This window comes from Pseudomonas sp. KUIN-1 (genome assembly GCF_009176725.1).
GTDB classification, from domain to species: Bacteria; Pseudomonadota; Gammaproteobacteria; order Pseudomonadales; family Pseudomonadaceae; genus Aquipseudomonas; species Aquipseudomonas fragariae.
In genome coordinates this window covers 5,065,599-5,082,330 of the sequence record NZ_AP020337.1, presented here as the reverse complement: position 1 = coordinate 5,082,330, position 16,732 = coordinate 5,065,599, and the positions used below count along the sequence as shown (strand labels likewise).

16 protein-coding genes are annotated in these 16,732 nt (G+C 60.3%); 9 read left to right on the top strand and 7 right to left on the bottom strand.

The genetic code is table 11. The features are described from left to right. Window positions 1-347: 347 nt before the first annotated feature. From KUIN1_RS22770 to KUIN1_RS22755, 4 genes are all read left to right on the top strand, one after another. A complete protein-coding gene (locus KUIN1_RS22770; RefSeq protein WP_162885987.1) occupies window positions 348-2,342 on the top strand; it encodes a sensor histidine kinase in 1,995 nt (664 codons plus the stop codon). A gap of 122 nt (window positions 2,343-2,464) precedes the next feature. Beyond that, the gene (locus tag KUIN1_RS22765; protein ID WP_058399322.1) at window positions 2,465-4,114 is read left to right on the top strand and encodes an acyl-CoA dehydrogenase family protein; all 1,650 of its coding nucleotides are present in this window, start codon (window positions 2,465-2,467) and stop codon (window positions 4,112-4,114) included. Between the two features lie 52 nt (window positions 4,115-4,166). After that, a complete protein-coding gene (gene amn / locus KUIN1_RS22760; protein ID WP_003399822.1) occupies window positions 4,167-5,630 on the top strand; it encodes an AMP nucleosidase in 1,464 nt (487 codons plus the stop codon). Between the two features lie 79 nt (window positions 5,631-5,709). Then, window positions 5,710-6,342 (top strand): pseudouridine synthase, encoded by a 633-nt coding sequence (locus KUIN1_RS22755; RefSeq protein WP_054092225.1) that lies wholly within the window; start codon window positions 5,710-5,712, stop codon window positions 6,340-6,342. Window positions 6,343-6,355: 13 nt separating this feature from the next. On the opposite strand, the gene KUIN1_RS22750 is transcribed toward KUIN1_RS22755, so the two are convergent. Both KUIN1_RS22750 and KUIN1_RS28135 read right to left on the bottom strand, forming a co-directional pair. Beyond that, entirely contained in the window at window positions 6,356-6,835 is a 480-nt protein-coding gene (locus tag KUIN1_RS22750) for an Lrp/AsnC family transcriptional regulator (protein WP_002555305.1), read from the bottom strand. 348 nt (window positions 6,836-7,183) lie between these two features. After that, window positions 7,184-7,732, bottom strand: coding sequence for a hypothetical protein (locus KUIN1_RS28135; RefSeq protein WP_370661156.1), 549 nt, complete (start codon window positions 7,730-7,732; stop codon window positions 7,184-7,186). On the opposite strand from KUIN1_RS28135, the gene KUIN1_RS27750 reads away from it, so the two are divergent. Next, the gene (locus tag KUIN1_RS27750) at window positions 7,676-8,395 is read left to right on the top strand and encodes a DUF6515 family protein (RefSeq protein WP_003399830.1); all 720 of its coding nucleotides are present in this window, start codon (window positions 7,676-7,678) and stop codon (window positions 8,393-8,395) included. The two genes, KUIN1_RS28135 and KUIN1_RS27750, sit on opposite strands and share 57 nt — an antisense overlap. A 6-nt stretch (window positions 8,396-8,401) precedes the next feature. On the opposite strand, the gene KUIN1_RS22740 is transcribed toward KUIN1_RS27750, so the two are convergent. Together KUIN1_RS22740 and KUIN1_RS22735 are read right to left on the bottom strand one after the other, a co-directional pair. Then, entirely contained in the window at window positions 8,402-9,295 is an 894-nt protein-coding gene (locus KUIN1_RS22740) for a cation diffusion facilitator family transporter (RefSeq protein WP_003399832.1), read from the bottom strand. A gap of 25 nt (window positions 9,296-9,320) precedes the next feature. After that, window positions 9,321-9,740, bottom strand: a complete 420-nt coding sequence (locus tag KUIN1_RS22735; RefSeq protein ID WP_003340868.1) for a hypothetical protein — start codon at window positions 9,738-9,740, stop codon at window positions 9,321-9,323. Between the two features lie 274 nt (window positions 9,741-10,014). On the opposite strand from KUIN1_RS22735, the gene KUIN1_RS22730 reads away from it, so the two are divergent. Both KUIN1_RS22730 and KUIN1_RS22725 read left to right on the top strand, forming a co-directional pair. After that, window positions 10,015-10,941, top strand: a complete 927-nt coding sequence (locus tag KUIN1_RS22730) for a Gfo/Idh/MocA family protein (RefSeq protein ID WP_024639399.1) — start codon at window positions 10,015-10,017, stop codon at window positions 10,939-10,941. A gap of 75 nt (window positions 10,942-11,016) precedes the next feature. Further along, window positions 11,017-11,988, top strand: a complete 972-nt coding sequence (locus KUIN1_RS22725) for an alpha/beta hydrolase (protein ID WP_024642079.1) — start codon at window positions 11,017-11,019, stop codon at window positions 11,986-11,988. A gap of 9 nt (window positions 11,989-11,997) precedes the next feature. Here KUIN1_RS22725 and KUIN1_RS22720 read toward each other — a convergent pair whose 3' ends face one another. Together KUIN1_RS22720 and KUIN1_RS22715 are read right to left on the bottom strand one after the other, a co-directional pair. Beyond that, window positions 11,998-12,537 (bottom strand): DsbA family protein, encoded by a 540-nt coding sequence (locus KUIN1_RS22720; protein WP_003399841.1) that lies wholly within the window; start codon window positions 12,535-12,537, stop codon window positions 11,998-12,000. A gap of 236 nt (window positions 12,538-12,773) precedes the next feature. Continuing rightward, complete coding sequence (locus KUIN1_RS22715; protein ID WP_024639692.1) at window positions 12,774-13,469, bottom strand: tRNA (adenine(22)-N(1))-methyltransferase; 696 nt, start codon at window positions 13,467-13,469, stop codon at window positions 12,774-12,776. A gap of 167 nt (window positions 13,470-13,636) precedes the next feature. Here KUIN1_RS22715 and KUIN1_RS22710 point away from each other — a divergent pair, with 167 nt between their 5' ends. Both KUIN1_RS22710 and KUIN1_RS22705 read left to right on the top strand, forming a co-directional pair. Then, window positions 13,637-14,020: a RidA family protein gene (locus KUIN1_RS22710; RefSeq protein WP_011268968.1), complete on the top strand. Its 384-nt coding sequence runs from the start codon at window positions 13,637-13,639 to the stop codon at window positions 14,018-14,020. A 122-nt stretch (window positions 14,021-14,142) separates the two neighbouring features. Next, window positions 14,143-15,153: a J domain-containing protein gene (locus KUIN1_RS22705; protein WP_103713584.1), complete on the top strand. Its 1,011-nt coding sequence runs from the start codon at window positions 14,143-14,145 to the stop codon at window positions 15,151-15,153. Between the two features lie 92 nt (window positions 15,154-15,245). On the opposite strand, the gene KUIN1_RS22700 is transcribed toward KUIN1_RS22705, so the two are convergent. After that, window positions 15,246-16,586 carry an aminotransferase-like domain-containing protein gene (locus tag KUIN1_RS22700; protein WP_103713585.1) on the bottom strand — a complete coding sequence of 447 codons (1,341 nt, stop codon included), beginning with the start codon at window positions 16,584-16,586 and terminating at the stop codon, window positions 15,246-15,248. Between the last annotated feature and the right edge of the window lie 146 nt (window positions 16,587-16,732).

The window sequence follows — 16,732 nt, the reverse complement described above, 5'->3', positions numbered from 1 at the left end:
TAAACCTTTCGCGGGCCGCTCGGGGGGCCGGTTTTTTCTTGCGGATCGAGGTCAGTCGGCGACGACGGCAGGCTCGACAAAACCTTAAAAAGTACTCATGTTTGCTCTGCAGTCACCGATATAGAGCTATTGCCTTGATCTTGATCGCGATACTGTCTTTCAGCTATTAGCGGCTATGCTTGAGTGGCAAGGCTGACGAGTGACGGCTCGGGCTTTTACTGATGTCTGCCGGTACATGTGCACGTTCAATGGTGTGTTTGAATCATTAGCCTGTTTCAAGGATAGAAATTTGCGGGACGTCGTAATCAATGGATGGATTGAACGCGACGACCTACCTTGGGGCTTCAATGCGCTATCTGTTGATCATTCTGGCTCTTTGGCTGCCGTTGCAGAGTCATGCAGTCGAGTTTGATGAAAACACTCGTTTTCTGCCGCTGGGCCGTGCCATTCAGGTATTCGAGGACCCCACCGGCGAGGCGACCATCGAAAGCGTCAGCGCTGCCGCTCATGCCAGTGCCTTTAAGCCCGTGCCTCCCGGAACCTTCAACGCCGGTTATTCGCGTTCTGCCTTCTGGCTGAAGGTCGAGCTGACCTATCGCCCCACGGATGCCAGCATCCATAACGACTGGCTGCTGGAACTGGCCTATCCGCCAATGGACCACATTGACTTCTACGGCCCGGATGCCGACGGGCAGCCCACTCGCGCCTGGCATACCGGCGATATGCTGCCGTTCTCCAGCCGTCAGTTCGCCCAGAACAACTACCTCTTCCAGCTGGACCTGCCGCCTGGCCAGACGCGAACCCTGTACATGCGTATTCGCAGCGAAGGCGCTGTTCAGGCACCGCTCTACCTCTGGTCCACCCATGCCTATATGGATGCGCAGCCCACCAAGATTTACGTCTTCGGTCTGATCTACGGCGTGCTGCTGGGCATGCTGGTCTACAACCTGTTCATCTACCTCAGCGTTCGTGAGGTGGATTACCTGTATTACCTGCTGTACGTCGCCTCGTTCGGGCTTTACCAGATGTCGATCAACGGCGTTGCGATCGAATACCTGTGGCCTGACAGCCCGTGGTGGGCGAATGCGTCGACCCCCTTCCTGATATCGCTGGCGACGTTATTTGCGTGCCAGTTTTCGCGCAGCTTCCTGGGCACGGCACAACTGAGCCGCTGGCTGGACCGGCTGTTGCTGGCGGTCATCGGCGCTGCCGTTCTGGTCATGGGTATGGCCTTGTTCCTCAGCTACGGGCCAGCCTTGCGCGGCGCCGCTCAACTGGTCATGGCAGGCGCCCTGACGATCTATCTGGCGGGTATCGTTGCGGTCATCAAAGGCGAGCGGGTCGGGCGCTATTTTGTGCTCGCCTGGTCGGTGTTCATGGTCAGCGGACTGATCTTCGGCTTGATGCTGCTTGGCTATCTGCCTAATACCTTCCTGACCATGTACGCCTCGCACATCGGCACGGTGCTGGAAATGGCGTTCCTGTCGATGGCGTTGGCCGACCGTATCAACCACGCCCGCAGGCAGCAGGCGCAAACCTTGCTGGCTGCCGGTCAGGATCTGGAGCGTCTCAACCAGCAACTGGCCAACAGCAACCGGCTGAAGGATGAGTTCCTGGCCACGCTCACCCATGAGCTGCGCACGCCGATGAACGGCGTGATCGGGTCGCTGGAAGTCATGCAGACGCTCGACATGGACGACGAAGTCGAGATGTATCAGCAAACCGCCGCCAGTTCGGCACGCGACATGATGAGCATGATCAACGGCATCCTGACCCTCACCGAGCTGCAGGCTGGGGTGCTGTATGCCGACTGCGAGGCGTTTTCGCCCAAGGATCTGGCCGACAGGCTGCGTGAACGCTTCTGCGGTGCGGCTCAGTCCAAGGGCCTGATATTGACGCTCGATCTGGACGATAAACTGCCGCCGAGCCTTCGTGGTGACGCGGGCAAGCTCTACCAGTGCATCGAGTGCCTGGTGGACAACGCGATCAAATTCACCCGAAAAGGCGCAGTGCAGGTGCGTTTCAGTGGCCATCCGCAAGACCTGGAGCGCCTGTACCTGCGGGTCGAAGTGATGGACAGCGGTATCGGTTTGAGCTGCCTTGACGAAGCCGGGCTGTATCAGCATTTCTTTCAGGTCGACGGCTCCATGACCCGTGAGTACGGTGGGCTGGGCATCGGTCTGGCGATCTGCCGGAAACTGATCGAGTTGCAGGGCGGCGAGCTGAGTCATCGTTCCGAACCCGGCAAAGGCAGCTGTTTTACGCTGAGTGTCCCGATGCTGATGGTCGTACCGGGCGCAGTGCGCAGGGCGCCTGAACTCAAGGCTCAATGGGGCATATAAGCGGCCTTATAGCGCCATCAGCTTAAAGCGCCGACCGTTAGGCGGCTGCGGTACTTTTGCGAGGGCCGGGTGCGTGATTCACTGTGTGCACATTGCGTGTGTATGCAGGCAGGAGATGACTCATGAACCTGAATCAATTCGCCGAAACCCACGAAGTCACCAATCAACCGCCGCCGCTGGACGGGGCAAACCTTTACCGTATCGACGTGCCCCTTCAGGAGTGGAGCAGCCGATTCGGTGCAGGTTGGGCGCAGCCGCGTATCGACGCCTATGGTGCGCTGGCAGGAGGTCCGCTGATGGCGGCGGGCTTCCTGGCCAACCAGCACAGGCCCGAGTTTGCCAGCCATGACCGCTACGGGCATCGCATCGACCTGGTCGAATTCCACCCGGCGTATCACCAGTTGATGAGCACGGCCATCGCGCATGGCATCCCGTCGTTGCCGTGGACCGAGCCGCAGCCCGGTGCTCACGTGGCGCGTGCGGCCATGAGCTATCTGCACACCCAGGCTGAGCCCGGCAGCGGCTGCCCGCTGACCATGACCTTTGCCAGCGTGCCTGCGCTCAGGCTGCAGCCGGATCTGGCTGAAATCTGGCTGCCCAAGGTGCTGTCGACTGAGTACGATCCGCGCAACGTGGGCATTGCGCACAAGAGTGGCGCGACCATCGGCATGGCCATGACCGAGAAGCAGGGCGGCACCGACGTGCGTGCCAATACCACGCGTGCGTTTTCGGTGGGGGCCGGCGGCCCCGGCCAGGCCTACGAACTGGTCGGGCATAAATGGTTTTGCTCGGCACCCATGTGCGATGCCTTCCTGACCCTGGCGCAGACCGACAAGGGTCTCAGCTGTTTTCTGCTGCCACGCCACCGGCCGGACGACACGCGTAACGAGTTCTACATTCAGCGCCTGAAAAACAAGCTCGGCAACTGGTCCAACGCCTCCAGCGAGGTTGAGTTTCGCGGCGCGCTGGCGTGGATGATCGGCGAAGAAGGGCGCGGCGTGCCGACCATCATCGAAATGGTCGCCATGACCCGTTTCGACTGCATGATCGGCTCCAGTGCCCTGATGCGTCAGGCGCTGACTCAGGCGACTCATCATTGCGCGCACCGTGCGGTCAGTGGCCGGTTGCTCGCCGAGCAGCCGTTGATGCAGAACGTGCTGGCTGACCTGGCACTGGAAAGCGAGGCCGCGCTGGCCCTGACCCTGCGGATGGGGCGCGCGCTTGACCACCTGGATGATGATCACGAAAAGCGTTTTGTGCGCCTGGTCACCGCAGTGGGCAAATACTGGATCTGCAAGCGCGCCCCGGCCATGATCAACGAAGCCGCCGAGTGCCTGGGCGGCGCCGGTTATGTCGAGGACAGCATTCTGCCCCGCTTGTACCGCGAAGCGCCGGTCAACTCGACATGGGAAGGCTCCGGCAACGTGCAATGCCTGGACGTGCTGCGAACCCTGTCCAAGGAGCCCGGCGCACTCGATGCGCTGTTCGACGAGCTGGGCGACGGGCATGGCGACCGGCATCTGGCGGCGCACATCGGCACGCTCAAGGCCGCGTTTCAGGACACCGGCGACATTCAGTATCGCGCCCGCCAGTTGACCGAAGACATCGCCATCGCCTTGCAGGGCAAGCTGCTGCTGGAAGCGGGTAACGCGGCGGTCAGTGACGGCTTCATTGCCGGTCGGATAGCGTCCGGCGGGCGGGTGTATGGCGCATTGCCCACGGGCGTTGACGTAGAAACATTGCTGCAAAGGTCCTCGCCGCAGGTGGCATGAGCACGCGAACCCGTTACGATGCACGTCTGCAAGATCAGACAGGACATGAATCGTGACCCAAGCCTTTGTTGTTGTCGACACCGCCGAGCAGGCTGTAGAACGGCTCGCCGAGCTGCATGAACGCGCTACCAGTGCGTTGAGTCAGGCGCTCAAGCGCTACCTGAAAGACCGCGTCGAACCCACCGCCGAAGAGCGCGCGCAATTCAGCTACCCGGAACTGCGCCTGATCTACAAATGCCAGGGCGAAGTACCGGTGACCACCCGTGCCTACGCCAAGGTGCAGCTGCCGGGCACCTACAGCGTTACCGTCACGCAGCCCAAAGCCTTCAAAAAGTACCTGCTCGAACAGCTCGTTCCGCTTATGAACGATTTCACCGTGACGGTCGAAGTCGGCATGAGCGAGCAGAGCATTCCTTATCCTTACGTGGTCGAGCAGGGCGATGAACTGGCCGGCACGGGTGTCACCGCTGCGGCGCTGGCGCGGGTGTTCCCGAGTACCGACCTGTCGGCCGCCACCGATGGCATTGCCGACGGCCTGTATGACTGGGCCAATGTCGACCCGCTGCCACTGGCGCTGTTCGACGCTGCGCGGGTGGATTTCTCGCTGCGCCGTCTGGTGCATTACACCGGCAGCGACTGGCGCCACGTACAGCCGTGGATTCTGCTGACCAACTATCACCGCTATGTCGACCAGTTCATTCTGCACGGCCTGGAAAAGCTTCGCGAAGACCCGCGTTTCGTGCGCATGGTCCTGCCGGGTAACGTGGTAGTCGACAAGAGCATGGGCCAGGACGAAGCCCAGGCCATCGTCGCCAGCGTGGTCTGGCACCGCTATCAGATGCCGGCCTACCACCTGATCGCCGAAGACGGTCATGGCGTGACGCTGGTCAACATCGGTGTCGGCCCGTCCAATGCCAAGAACATCACCGATCACCTCGCTGTACTGCGTCCGCATTGCTGGCTGATGATCGGTCACTGCGGTGGCCTGCGTCAGTCGCAGACCATCGGCGATTACGTGCTGGCCCACGCCTACATGCGTCGCGACGGGATTCTCGACCGTGTGCTGCCGCCGCATATCCCGATTCCGGCCCTGGCCGAAGTGCAGCTGGCCCTGCAGGAGTCGGCTGCGCAGATTACCGGCGAACGCGGCGAAGAGCTCAAGAAGCGCCTGCGCACCGGCACGGTGTTGACCTATGACGACCGTAACTGGGAACTGCGCTGGGCGCAGGAACGTCCGCTGATCAACCTGTCGCGCGCAGTGGCGGTCGACATGGAAAGCGGCACCATCGCCGCTCAGGGTTATCGCCTGCGTGTGCCTTACGGCACCTTGCTGTGCGTATCCGACAAGCCGTTGCACAGCGAAATCAAGCTGCCGGGTTCGGCGAATGCGTTCTACGAACGTGCGGTGAGCCAGCACTTGAAGATCGGCATCGCTGCGCTGGACCTGCTGCGCACCGAGCTGAACTCGCTGCACTCACGCAAATTGCGCAGCTTCGACGAGCCGCCATTCCGTTGATGGCTTGCCGTTAATAGATTGGTATTTGCACGAAGGGCCACTAAAGTGGCCCTTTCTGTTTGCCGATTGCCGAATTCTCATGTCCCGCACCCAACGCCCCGTTTCCCGCCGTCCTGCCTCCAAACCGGCAGGTGCTGCCCGGCGTGTCGCCAAAGCACCACCGGCCGAGCCCAGGCTGATCCTGTTCAACAAACCTTTCGACGTGCTGACCCAGTTCAGCGATGAGGAAGGGCGGGCCACGCTCAAGGACTTCATCAAGATCCCTGGCATCTATCCGGCCGGGCGTCTGGACCGCGACAGCGAAGGATTGCTGTTACTGACCAACGACGGCCAGTTGCAGGCGCGCATTGCCGATCCGAAACACAAGCTGGCCAAGACCTACTGGGTGCAGGTCGAAGGCGAGCCGAGCGATGAGCAGTTGCAGCAGCTGCGCGACGGTGTTCAGCTCAACGACGGGCCGACCTTGCCCGCCGAAGCGCGGCAGCTTGATGGACCGCAACTCTGGCCGCGCAACCCGCCCGTGCGCTTTCGCAAGAGCGTGCCGACAAGCTGGCTGGAGCTGGTGATCAAGGAAGGGCGTAATCGGCAGGTGCGGCGCATGACCGCTGCCGTCGGCTTGCCGACCCTGCGGCTGGTGCGGGTCAGGATTGGCGACTGGACGCTGGAGGGCCTGGATCAGGGCCAGTACAGGGAAGTCGCCGCAAAACTGTGAAGCCGGTGCTGGCTCAGTTGCGCAGGTGAGTCAGCGGCATTTCGGTGCTGGCCAGCACTTGATTGAGCACAAAGCTCGATTTGACGCTGGTCACGCCTTCGATGCGGGTCAGATGGCCCAACAGCAGTTTCTGATAGTGATCCATGTCCGGCACCACCACTTTCAGTTGATAGTCCGCGTCCATGCCGGTCACCAGGCTGCATTCCAGAACCTGAGGCAGGTTGCGGATCTGCTGCTCGAAATTCTCGAAGCGCTCGGGCGTGTGCCGGTCCATGCCGATCAGCACGTAGGCTGTCAGGTTCAGACCCAGTTTCTTGCGATCCAGCAGGGCGACCTGGCGCACGATATAACCGTCGTCTTCCAGTTGCTTGACCCGGCGCGAGCAGGGTGACGGCGACAGACCAATGCGTTCGGCCAATTCCTGGTTGGATATGCGTGCGTCCCGTTGCAATTCAGCCAAAATGCTCAGGTCGTATCTGTCGAGCTTGCTCACGATGCACCCCATTATCAATTCAATTGCGCTGGATTATTCATCTGAAGTCAAAAATTGCGCAAGTAATGTTTTAATCCGCAATATTAGCAATCTTCTGCCTTAGCCTCAGGCCTATTCTTTTAAACAGAATCACTGCCCGGACACAGCGTCCAGCGCGACCCGCCGAATCAGGCCAGTCGCGGCCTCCCACCCGACAGGGTGTGTCAGGCCCCCGGGCTACATACTGTCCAGAAGACGGCATGAGGTGAGCCAGCGTCAAAAGCGTTGCGCCAGGACGAAGTATCTCAAGGGGGCCATTTGGTCCCCTTTTCTTTGTCTGCTGATAAAGTGCGCAGAACGGCGCTACGCTTAAACAGTCTTAATGACGTCAACCCGCGCTCTAGTGAGGAAAGCATGAAATCTGGCATCTGGCAGTTTGCGGGTGTAAGTCTGTTGTGTCTGAGCATCGGTGCTCAGGCGCTGGCCGACGAACGTGATGAACCACCGCGCAATCCGCTTTACGGCAGCCCTGGTGAAAACGCGCAGCAGCGTCAGCAGCAACAGCAGCGTGCTCAAGAGCAGAACAACCAGCAGCGGCAGATCCAACAGCAGCAAAACCAGCTGCGCCAGGTCGAGCGTCAGCAGCAACAGCAGATCAACCAGCAGCAGACCAATCAGCAACGCCAGATTCAGGAGCAGCAGAATCAGCAGCGTCAGGTCGAGCGTCAGCAACAGCAGCAGATCCAGCAACAGCAGCTTCAGCAGCGCAACATCGAACGCCAGCAGCAACAGCAGATCGAGCAGCAACAGCGCGATCAGCAGCGCCAGATTCAGCAGCAACAAAACCAGCAGCGTCAGCAGTTGCGCCAGGCTCAGGACAACCTGCCGATCCAGAGCGGCCCGAAAGAGGCTTGGCAAACCCAGCCGCCGCGGCAGGGCTATTACCAGGACATTCCACGCGGCAACAACCGCAACTGGCAGGCCGGCAACGGTCGCCCGAATGACCGTTGGGAAGGGCGTCCCGACGGGCACGGCAATGGCTGGGGGCCAGGTCCGCAATATCGGCCTGGCTATGCGATAGATCGCGTACCGGGTGGCTACTCGCGTATTCCCTATCGTGGTCAGGACTATTACTACTCGGGTGGCTACTGGTATCGCCCGCAAGGCCCGCGTTATGTCGTGGTGACACCGCCCTACGGCGTGCGTGTCAGCAGACTACCGTCCTACTCTCAGGAAGTATGGATCGGCAGCAGCCTGCTGTTTCTGGCTGCCGGGACCTATTACGCCTACCAGCCGGACAGCCAGGACTACGTGGTGGTCAATCCGCCGCAGAACGAAGCCGTGTATCAGGCTCCGCCGGCCGAACAACAGGGCAATGGCTACGATCCGGTGGCCTACCCTGCCAACGGGCAGAGCCCGCAGCAGGTCGAGCTGGATAAATACCAGTGCTACCGCTGGGCTGCGGAGCAAAGCGGTTTCGACCCGGCCAATGTCACCAGCCAGCCACCGCCTGACGTGGTCGATCTGTATCGTCGCTCAATGGGCGCGTGCCTGGCGGGGCGGGGCTACACCGTCAACTGATATCGGTCAGGCACTGGCCTGTTTGACGACTTCCTGAGGGTCGGCGTGTACCAGCACCTCGGCCTTCGGGAATTGCTTGTGAATGGCGTCAGCCACCTGATCACAAATGGCGTGGGCGACCGACAGCGTCAGGCTGCCCGGCAGCTCCAGGTGCAACTGCACAAACCAGTGATTGCCGGAGATTCGTGTACGCAGATCATGCGCACCGAGCACGCCCGGCACTTCGCATGCCAATGCCAGCATTTGAGTGCTGACATCGGCGGGCAACTCCGCATCCATGAGCACCGATATGGTTTCGCGGGCGATTTGAAAGGCGCTCCACAAAATATACAGCGCGATGCCCAGACCAAAATACGCGTCCAGCTGCTGCCAGCCGAAATACGCCAGCGTCAGCGCCACCAGGATGCTGGCGTTAAGCAGCAGGTCTGAACGGTAGTGCAGCGAATCAGCGCGGATCGCTGCCGAGCCGGTCGCCTTGATCACCCGGTATTGCAGGGTGAGCAGTGCGATCGTCAGCGCGATGGAAATCACCATCACGACCATGCCCAGCAGCGGCGCGCCCAGCGGTTCCGGGTTCTGAATGCGCTCGACCGCCTGAACGGCAATCAGCACACCACTGACGGTGATGAACAACGCCTGCGCCATGCCCGACAGCGCTTCCGCCTTGCCGTGACCATAGCGATGATCGTCATCGGCAGGCCTCAGTGCATAGTGCACCGCCAGCAGGTTGAGGAACGAGGCTGCGCCATCCAGCAGCGAGTCGGTGAGACCGGCCAGCAGGCTCACCGAGCCGCTCAGCCACCAGGCAACGCCCTTGGCCAGGATCAGCGTCGTGGCAACCGCCAGCGAGGCCCGTGTCGCCAGACGCAGCAGTCGGGAATGTTCGGCAGTGGTGCTCATGACGCTTCCTTGAACGGGATCGATATCAGGCGGCAGGGACCAGGCCCAGTGCTGCCAGTTGTTCCACGCTGCCTTTATGCTGGATCAGGCGTGGATCGTTCAACGGCAGGGAACGGCCCAGCTCGGTTTCAATGATGGCTTGCAGCTTGGTGTTATCGACGCTGCCGTCAGCCTTGAGCGCTTTTTGCAGCTTCTGCGGATCGATCTGCGCGTGCTCGCCGGGCCCGTAATAGATCGCGCCAGTGGCGAAGTCCACCGCAAACGCAATCACGCCCGGAACGATATAGAACAGCAGCGCAAAAGCATCCAGCGCCGCAATGGCCGGGTCAACCTTGCCATCGATCTGACCACGACGATCAGGATAGAAAATACTGCCGCAGGCGGAAATCTGAGTCAGCAACGTGGCGACCAGAACGCCACCGATCAAGCGAGAAGGAATGCGCATGGAAAGCTCCTGAGATGAAGACGGCAACTATACAAGGCAATGACTGCAAGGCTAAGACTATTGAGTGATGGCGTGGTTCTGCGCTCGTGAAGTTAAACCCAATGGGACGCGGAGCATTCTGAGCTGCAGAATCGCAGGGCCCTGAGCGGGCGCTGAAGATTATCGAATGTGAGACCGGCCAGGAAAACAGTTCCATCGCCATGCCTCTTACCGACCACGATTAACATCTGGTTTACTGTGTCGCACGATAATTACAAAAACCCAGGAGTCATGTATGCAACCGATTCGTCTCGGTCTGGTGGGCTACGGCAAGATTGCGCAGGATCAACACGTCCCTGCGATCCACGCCAACCCTGCGTTTGAGCTGGTGGCCGTGGCCACGCAAGGCCAGCCGTGCGCCGGGGTAGAGAATTTCAAATCCCTGGGCGAACTGCTTGCGAGCGGGCTGCAGGTTGACGCGATTGCGTTCTGTACGCCCCCGCAAGGTCGCTTTGCCCTGGTGCAAGAGGCGTTGGCGGCCGGCAAACACGTGCTGGTCGAGAAGCCGCCGTGCGCGACCCTGGGTGAGGCGATGGCGTTGGTGGCCCAGGTGCAAGAGCAGGGCGTCAGCGGTCTGTTCGCCTGGCATTCGCGTTACGCGCAGGGTATCGAAGCGGCGCGTGAGTGGTTGTGCAGCCGCACCCTGCAGAGCGTGCAGATCGACTGGAAAGAAGACGTGCGCAAATGGCACCCCGGTCAGGCGTGGATCTGGCAGCCCGGTGGCCTGGGCGTGTTCGATCCGGGCATCAATGCCCTGTCGATCGTGACCCACCTGCTGCCACTGCCCTTGTTCGTCGAATCTGCCGAACTGCGCGTGCCTAGCAATTGCCAGTCGCCTATCGCCGCGTCCATCAAGATGTCCGACACGCGCCATCTCGATATTCGCGCCGAGTTCGATTTCGATCATGGTCACGACGAACTCTGGAGCATCGAGATTTGCTGCGCCGAAGGCACGTTGCGCCTGGACAACGGCGGTGCGCTGTTGAGTATCGATGGCGTGCGCCAGGCTGTTTCGGAGGAGGGCGAGTACGCAGCGGTGTATCGACACTTCCAACAGCTGATCGGCGATAAAGCCAGTGACCTGGACCTGCAACCGTTGCGGCTGGTCGCGGACAGTTTTTTCGTGGGCGGTCGGGCATCCGTTGAACCGTTCTACGACTAAAAGCCTCTCAGCTACAGGTGGGGGCAAACCGAATTACGCGCCCCCGCATACGTCAGCCTGACAAGAGAGCAGAAATTGGACACAAAACAGCTTTGGCCTTGCAGTGAACAGGAGTTGGTAGAAGTACGACGGTTCAATAAAACCCTCTCGCGGATGCCGCGTTTCCAGATTCGCAATCGCGTCACGCCCCGGCTGATTCAGGCGCTGTTACGTGCAGCTCAGATCGGCAGCGCCCTGAAACCGGGAGGGCATGACCTGCGCATCGAGAAAAGAACGGTCAGTTCGGATAACGTACCGGTGCCCGTGCGCATCATCCGGCCCAAAGGTAAACCCCGGGGCGTGGTGTTCGACATCCACGGCGGCGGATGGGTGATCGGCAACGCGCAGATGAACGATGATCTCAACGTCGCCATGGTCAACGCTTGCGATGTGGCCATTGTTTCGGTTGATTACCGACTTGCTGTGACAACCCCCATCGAGGGCCTGATGGAGGACTGTTTTTCTGCCGCCTGCTGGCTGTTGGGCAAAGACTGCGAAGAGTTTGCCGGCCTGCCGGTTATCGTGGTCGGCGAATCCGCTGGCGGGCATCTTGCGGCAGCCACCCTCCTGAAATTGAAAAACCGACCTGATCTGCTCGAGCGGATAGTGGGTACGGTCCTGTACTACGGCGTCTACGACCTGACGGGCACCATGAGCGTGCGTACCGCAGGGCCCGAGACGCTGGTGCTGGACGGTCCGGGCATGGTCGGCGCCATGCGCGCGCTTACCCCCGACCGAAGCGACGATAAACGCCGCGAGCCGCCGCTGTCACCGCTGTATGGCGATTTGACCGGCCTTCCGCCCGCACTGATGTTCGTCGGAGAGATTGACCCGCTGCTGGATGACACACTGCAGATGGCCGAGCGCTGGGCCAACTCGGCAGAGGTCGAAATGCACCTCATGCCCGAGTCGCCGCACGGCTTCATCCACTTCCCGACCACGTTGGCGCGCAAGGCGCTGGCGCGCAGCCGCGAGTGGATCAATGAGCGGATCGATGCGCTGGTTTGAGCCCGCCCCTCAACCTATCTCCGCGACCCACTTCGATACCGGGTCGCCACTGCTCAAGCCCGGCTGCACAAGACCGTCGATCATGAAGGTCGGCGAGACGTGTATGCCGTTCTGGCGAGCGTATTTGGCGTGCCATTTCACAGCCTGCTCAAGCTCGGGATTGGCGAATGCCTCCGCCAGCGCCAGGCCGCTGTAACGCTCGATGCGCGCGATGATGTCGTTGGGCGTTGCGTCCATATTCGGGCCGGTGGCATGGTGTTCGAACTCGAATTCTTCACGGTGCGACGCAACCGCCGTCATGACCGCCTTGGCGCTTTGCTTACCGCCTTCAAGGGTCGCAGCCGCCAGAATGCAACGCACGATGACACCCGAAAACATGTGCCAGGGCTGCGATTGCAGGCGGATTTTGACCGTGACCCTGTCTTCTCCTGCCTGCGCCAGCAGCTCATCGAGTTTGAAGAAGGCCTTGACCGAAAAAGGGCAGGTCGGCTCAAGGAAGACTTCGAACAGACGAGGCCCGTGGCCCCAGGAAAGTGCGTCTGAATGCATGGTCGTTTTACTCCCGTCGATGGTTGTACACAAGGCGCGCTGCGCGTAGGCACTGGAAGTGTTCTCCCGAACACTTCTCGTTCCTCACGCTCCGCGTGGGAATGCAGTTGGTGACGCTCCGCGTCACACATTGCAGCGTTGACGCCTGGTTCAGGCTGCACCAGATGTAGACACCCTTAAAGCCTGAACTGCGGATCATGCGGGTTGGAGAGCCGGTTCGGGCATGAGTTCGATTTTCACGCCAGCAACGCGGTAATCCAGCGGACCTGTTGCGCAACGTCCTGCAGCTTCTCTTCGTTCACCGCTTGCTGGGCGCGTTCGAAGTTGTGCAGCGTCTTGTGTTTCTTGCCCAGCAAACGCTGCCACTTGAGCAGAAACGCCGGGCTGCGCGCCTGCATCTGCAGCGGACCGAAATACAGCTCCTCAGCCGTGTACTTAACGGGGCCTGTGCGTTCGGCGACGATGATTTCGTAGTCGAAACGATTTTCCCGCAGCACTTCTTCGCTGACGATGCGGTAGTCATGCTCCATCAGCCAGACACGCAACGGTTGCTCGCCGCCGTTGGGTTGCAGGATCAAGCGTTCCTGACCGCTCAGGCGCGCCTTGCCCGCTTCAAGGATGTCGCGAATCGTCTCGCCGCCCATGCCGCAGAGACTGATCGCCGTGATCGCGTCTTCCGCTTTGATCGCCGCCAGACCATCGGCCAGGCGCACGCTGACCTGATCCTGCAGATCGTTCTCGCGCACGGTGCGCTCGGCTGCACAGAACGGCGTCAACGCCACCTCGCCAGCCACCGCTGCCGCAATGACGCCACGGTTCAGCAGCGCCACCGGCAGATAGCCGTGATCCGAGCCGATATCGGCCAGTCGTGCACCGGCTGGCACATGCGTCGCCACACGCTCAAGGCGCATGGACAATCTCTGTTCGTTCAACGGCAACCCCTTTCACCCCAAACGCCCGACAGCATGGCCAGGTCCGGGCGCGATTCTGTAGAGCAACGCGGCGCATTTCAACTTTCCGCGCCAAAGCCCACGGCTCGACCCCCATCTTTCGCTCGCGTAGGCTTGGCGTTTTCCATCCTTTGCAAAGCAGAGAACCCATGGCAAACGCAGACATCACCTTCACCCCCGATCCCGACCCGGAGTCCATCTCCTCGGACGTCGCCGACTTCAACGGCGTGCTGGTCAGCACCCAAATCCCCACCCACCCCGACGGCAGCCTGGAACTGGGCGGCATCACCGAGCAGAGCGAGTGCACCCTGCGAGCCCTGAAAGACGCCCTCGAACGCGCCGGCAGCTCGATGGACCGGGTCATGCACCTGACCATCTACCTCACCGACATGGCCGATCGCGCAGCCTTCAACGAAGTGTACAAACGCTTCTTCAAAAAACCGTGGCCCGTGCGCGCAGCGGTGGGCGTGGCGGCGTTGGCGGTTGAAGGGATGCGGGTGGAAGTGACGGCGATGGCGGCCAGGGCGGGCTGACCATTATTCGCCAACCTGGCTGATGCTCGCGTCAGTGCTCTGCACCTGTGCAGAGTTGCACATCCCGTGGAACCGGATCTCGTTGCTTGCCACCAAGGCGGTATGAGTTTCCGGAGAAGCAGATGATCAACCTCACCAACCTTGCATCTTCGTTGGCGCGAGTGGCGCTCAGCGATTCGACAAAGCCAACGATAGACCGCGCGATGAACGTCGTCAGCCATATCGCTGGCAAAGTGGCGTTGCAGGTCAACAGCTCATTGCTGGAGCAGAAAGGCCGGCTCAACGAGCGCCAGCAGAAAGGCCTCGAGGTGATCCTCGACGCATTGCTCGGCAAGGAACCGGTGACCCATGTCGAGACGCACGAAGGGGGAGGCCGATTCAATCTGGCGCGAGCTGCCTTCGACGTGGCCAGCGTTGTCTGGGAGCGCGACCAGTCGATGCGCAACGTGATGAGCTTTTTGGGCATCAATGATAGCAAGGGCAACCTGCTGTTCTCTCTGGGCAAGACGCTGGCCGACGCGATGGCCAGGCCCGAACCCGAGAATGGCAAGCACAACAGTGAGGCGAACTACGCATTCTTCTCCAGCAACTTGAAGCTGAACAAACTGATGAATGACATCGCTGACCAGGTGATCAACGAGATTCGTCAGCAGAACACCGATCGCGTGCGACGACCCACACCGGGCCCATCCTGGAGACCTGAAAGTACTCAACAGCAAGCACGCCCACAAACGCCTCCAAGCGCTCGCCCCCAGGCCAATAGCGCGCCGCCACCGCCGAAAGCCCAGCCCGATGCGGGCGCTCAGCGGCCGTCAACAGAGCGGCCCCCCAAAACACCCCCCACTGGCGCGTCCGCGAAGGTGGACGATTCCGCCCCCGCCAAACCACCCGTGAAACAGTTGTACGAGCACTTGGGCCTCTCGGACATGACGGCGGACCTCTCCGCAGTCAAAAAGGCTTACAAGAAGGCCGCGTTGAAGTACCACCCTGATAAAAACGCGGGCAACGTGGCCGAGGCGAATGAGCGTTTCAAAAAAATTTCAAATGCGTTCAGGATTTTGTCCGATCCAGAATTGCGTACGAAATACGACAATGGCGTTATTGATGAGAACGGTAACGAGTTCAAGACCTGACTTTTCGGCGTGAGGCATGCTGGCGGCAGTGCTATTGAGCCGGGGGCGCCACGCGCAAGCAGCTCCGATAACTAAACGCTGCTCTTCGTTGATCACACTGAAAAGCGTTCTTCTATTGCCTCGGAAAAATGCGTGCAGTTTATTCGCGCAAAACGCTGGTAATCGCGCGACACCGAGAACGCCGAGCCCGGCATCAGCAGGATCTTGTGTTGTTCAAGTTTCTTTATGAAGGGCGTCAGGTTAGGGATGTCCGGGTGATAAGCCCAGATGAACATGCCGCCCTGCGGTGCTATATCGAATTGCCAGCCTCTTGCTCGCAGGGCGCGTTGAGTCTGGACCTGCTGGCTGATAAGCCTTTGTTGAACATCCTGCATGTGCCGGGCATAAGTACCGTCCGCCAGAATGGTGTTGACGAACCGCTCGCAGAACGCAGGAACGGCAACGCACGTCAGTAGTTTCAAGCGTGTCAGCGGCTCGATGAGCTCTTGCGAGCAGGCGATATAACCCACGCGCAGCGAAGCGGAAAGGCATTTGGAAAAACTGCCGACGTAGATCACACGATCCAGATTATCCAGCTCGGCAAACGTCTGGCGCACAGTGGGGCTGAAGTCGCCGTAGACATCATCTTCGACCACAAAGAACTCGTGCTCTACAGCAAGACGCAGAACCTTGAAAGCATTGTGAGGGCTGATATTGCTGCCGGTCGGATTGTGGAAGGTGCTATTGCAGAAGAACGCTTTGACCGTGTGCTTCGCCAGATAACTCTCCATCTCGGCGATGTCCGGCCCGTCCTGAGTCCGCTTTATACCCACAATATGGCCGCCCGCCAACTGAATCAACCGGATCAGGTTGCCATTGCCCGGCTCGTCCACGAATACATGGTCACCGGGCTTGATCAACAGGCGGGCAACCAGGTCCAGGCCCTGCGTCGCTCCCAGAGTGGTGAGGATCTGACTGGGTCTGATGTCGATACGGGTGAGACGCTTCAGGTGTACGCACAGCTGTTTGCGCATGGGCAGATACCCAGAGATGTCACCGTACTCGGCCAGCGAGCTTTGCTCCAGCCGCGCCGTGCGCCGAATGGCCTTGGCCAGCAATTCGGTATCTCGCCATGCCGGTGGCAGCCAGCCACATCCCAGCTTGGTGTAGTGCGCCCCTGCCTGTAGCAGCCTGAACAGTGGGTCGGCGCTCATGCACTCTATTCCCCGCACGTTATCCACATGGGTGACATGACTGCTCACAAAGTAACCGCGTCCGGGAGAAGCCGACAGCACGCCTTCACTCACCAGGCGAGCATAGGCCGAGACGGCATCGTGGTAGCTCGCTTCGGTAGTCAAGGCCAGCTTCCTTATCGACGGCATACGTTGTCCAGCCAGCCACTCGCCTGATTCAAGGCGCTGTTTCAGCGAGTCATAAAGGGCATCAACGCTCATAAGCACCCGGAAAACTGATAGAAAAAACACCCTAACAGTTAACTGTAAAGCTTGTCGACTGTGCGCGCTTGTGGGGTGGGTGAGTGCGATTATGCGCTTGCTGACATTTGAGCCAACAGGGCGTCAGCTGCGCAGAAGCCCCTGAA

What these genes read in the sequence shown, in the direction of transcription:
- KUIN1_RS22770 (WP_162885987.1), top strand. Translation starts at nt 348, where the DNA reads ATGCGCTATCTGTTGATCATTCTGGCTCTTTGGCTGCCGTTGCAGAGT.
- KUIN1_RS22765 (WP_058399322.1), top strand. Translation starts at nt 2,465, where the DNA reads ATGAACCTGAATCAATTCGCCGAAACCCACGAAGTCACCAATCAACCG.
- KUIN1_RS22755 (WP_054092225.1), top strand. Translation starts at nt 5,710, where the DNA reads ATGTCCCGCACCCAACGCCCCGTTTCCCGCCGTCCTGCCTCCAAACCG.
- KUIN1_RS22740 (WP_003399832.1), bottom strand. Translation starts at nt 9,295, where the DNA reads ATGAGCACCACTGCCGAACATTCCCGACTGCTGCGTCTGGCGACACGG.
- KUIN1_RS22735 (WP_003340868.1), bottom strand. Translation starts at nt 9,740, where the DNA reads ATGCGCATTCCTTCTCGCTTGATCGGTGGCGTTCTGGTCGCCACGTTG.
- KUIN1_RS22730 (WP_024639399.1), top strand. Translation starts at nt 10,015, where the DNA reads ATGCAACCGATTCGTCTCGGTCTGGTGGGCTACGGCAAGATTGCGCAG.
- KUIN1_RS22720 (WP_003399841.1), bottom strand. Translation starts at nt 12,537, where the DNA reads ATGCATTCAGACGCACTTTCCTGGGGCCACGGGCCTCGTCTGTTCGAA.
- KUIN1_RS22710 (WP_011268968.1), top strand. Translation starts at nt 13,637, where the DNA reads ATGGCAAACGCAGACATCACCTTCACCCCCGATCCCGACCCGGAGTCC.
- KUIN1_RS22705 (WP_103713584.1), top strand. Translation starts at nt 14,143, where the DNA reads ATGATCAACCTCACCAACCTTGCATCTTCGTTGGCGCGAGTGGCGCTC.
- KUIN1_RS22700 (WP_103713585.1), bottom strand. Translation starts at nt 16,586, where the DNA reads ATGAGCGTTGATGCCCTTTATGACTCGCTGAAACAGCGCCTTGAATCA.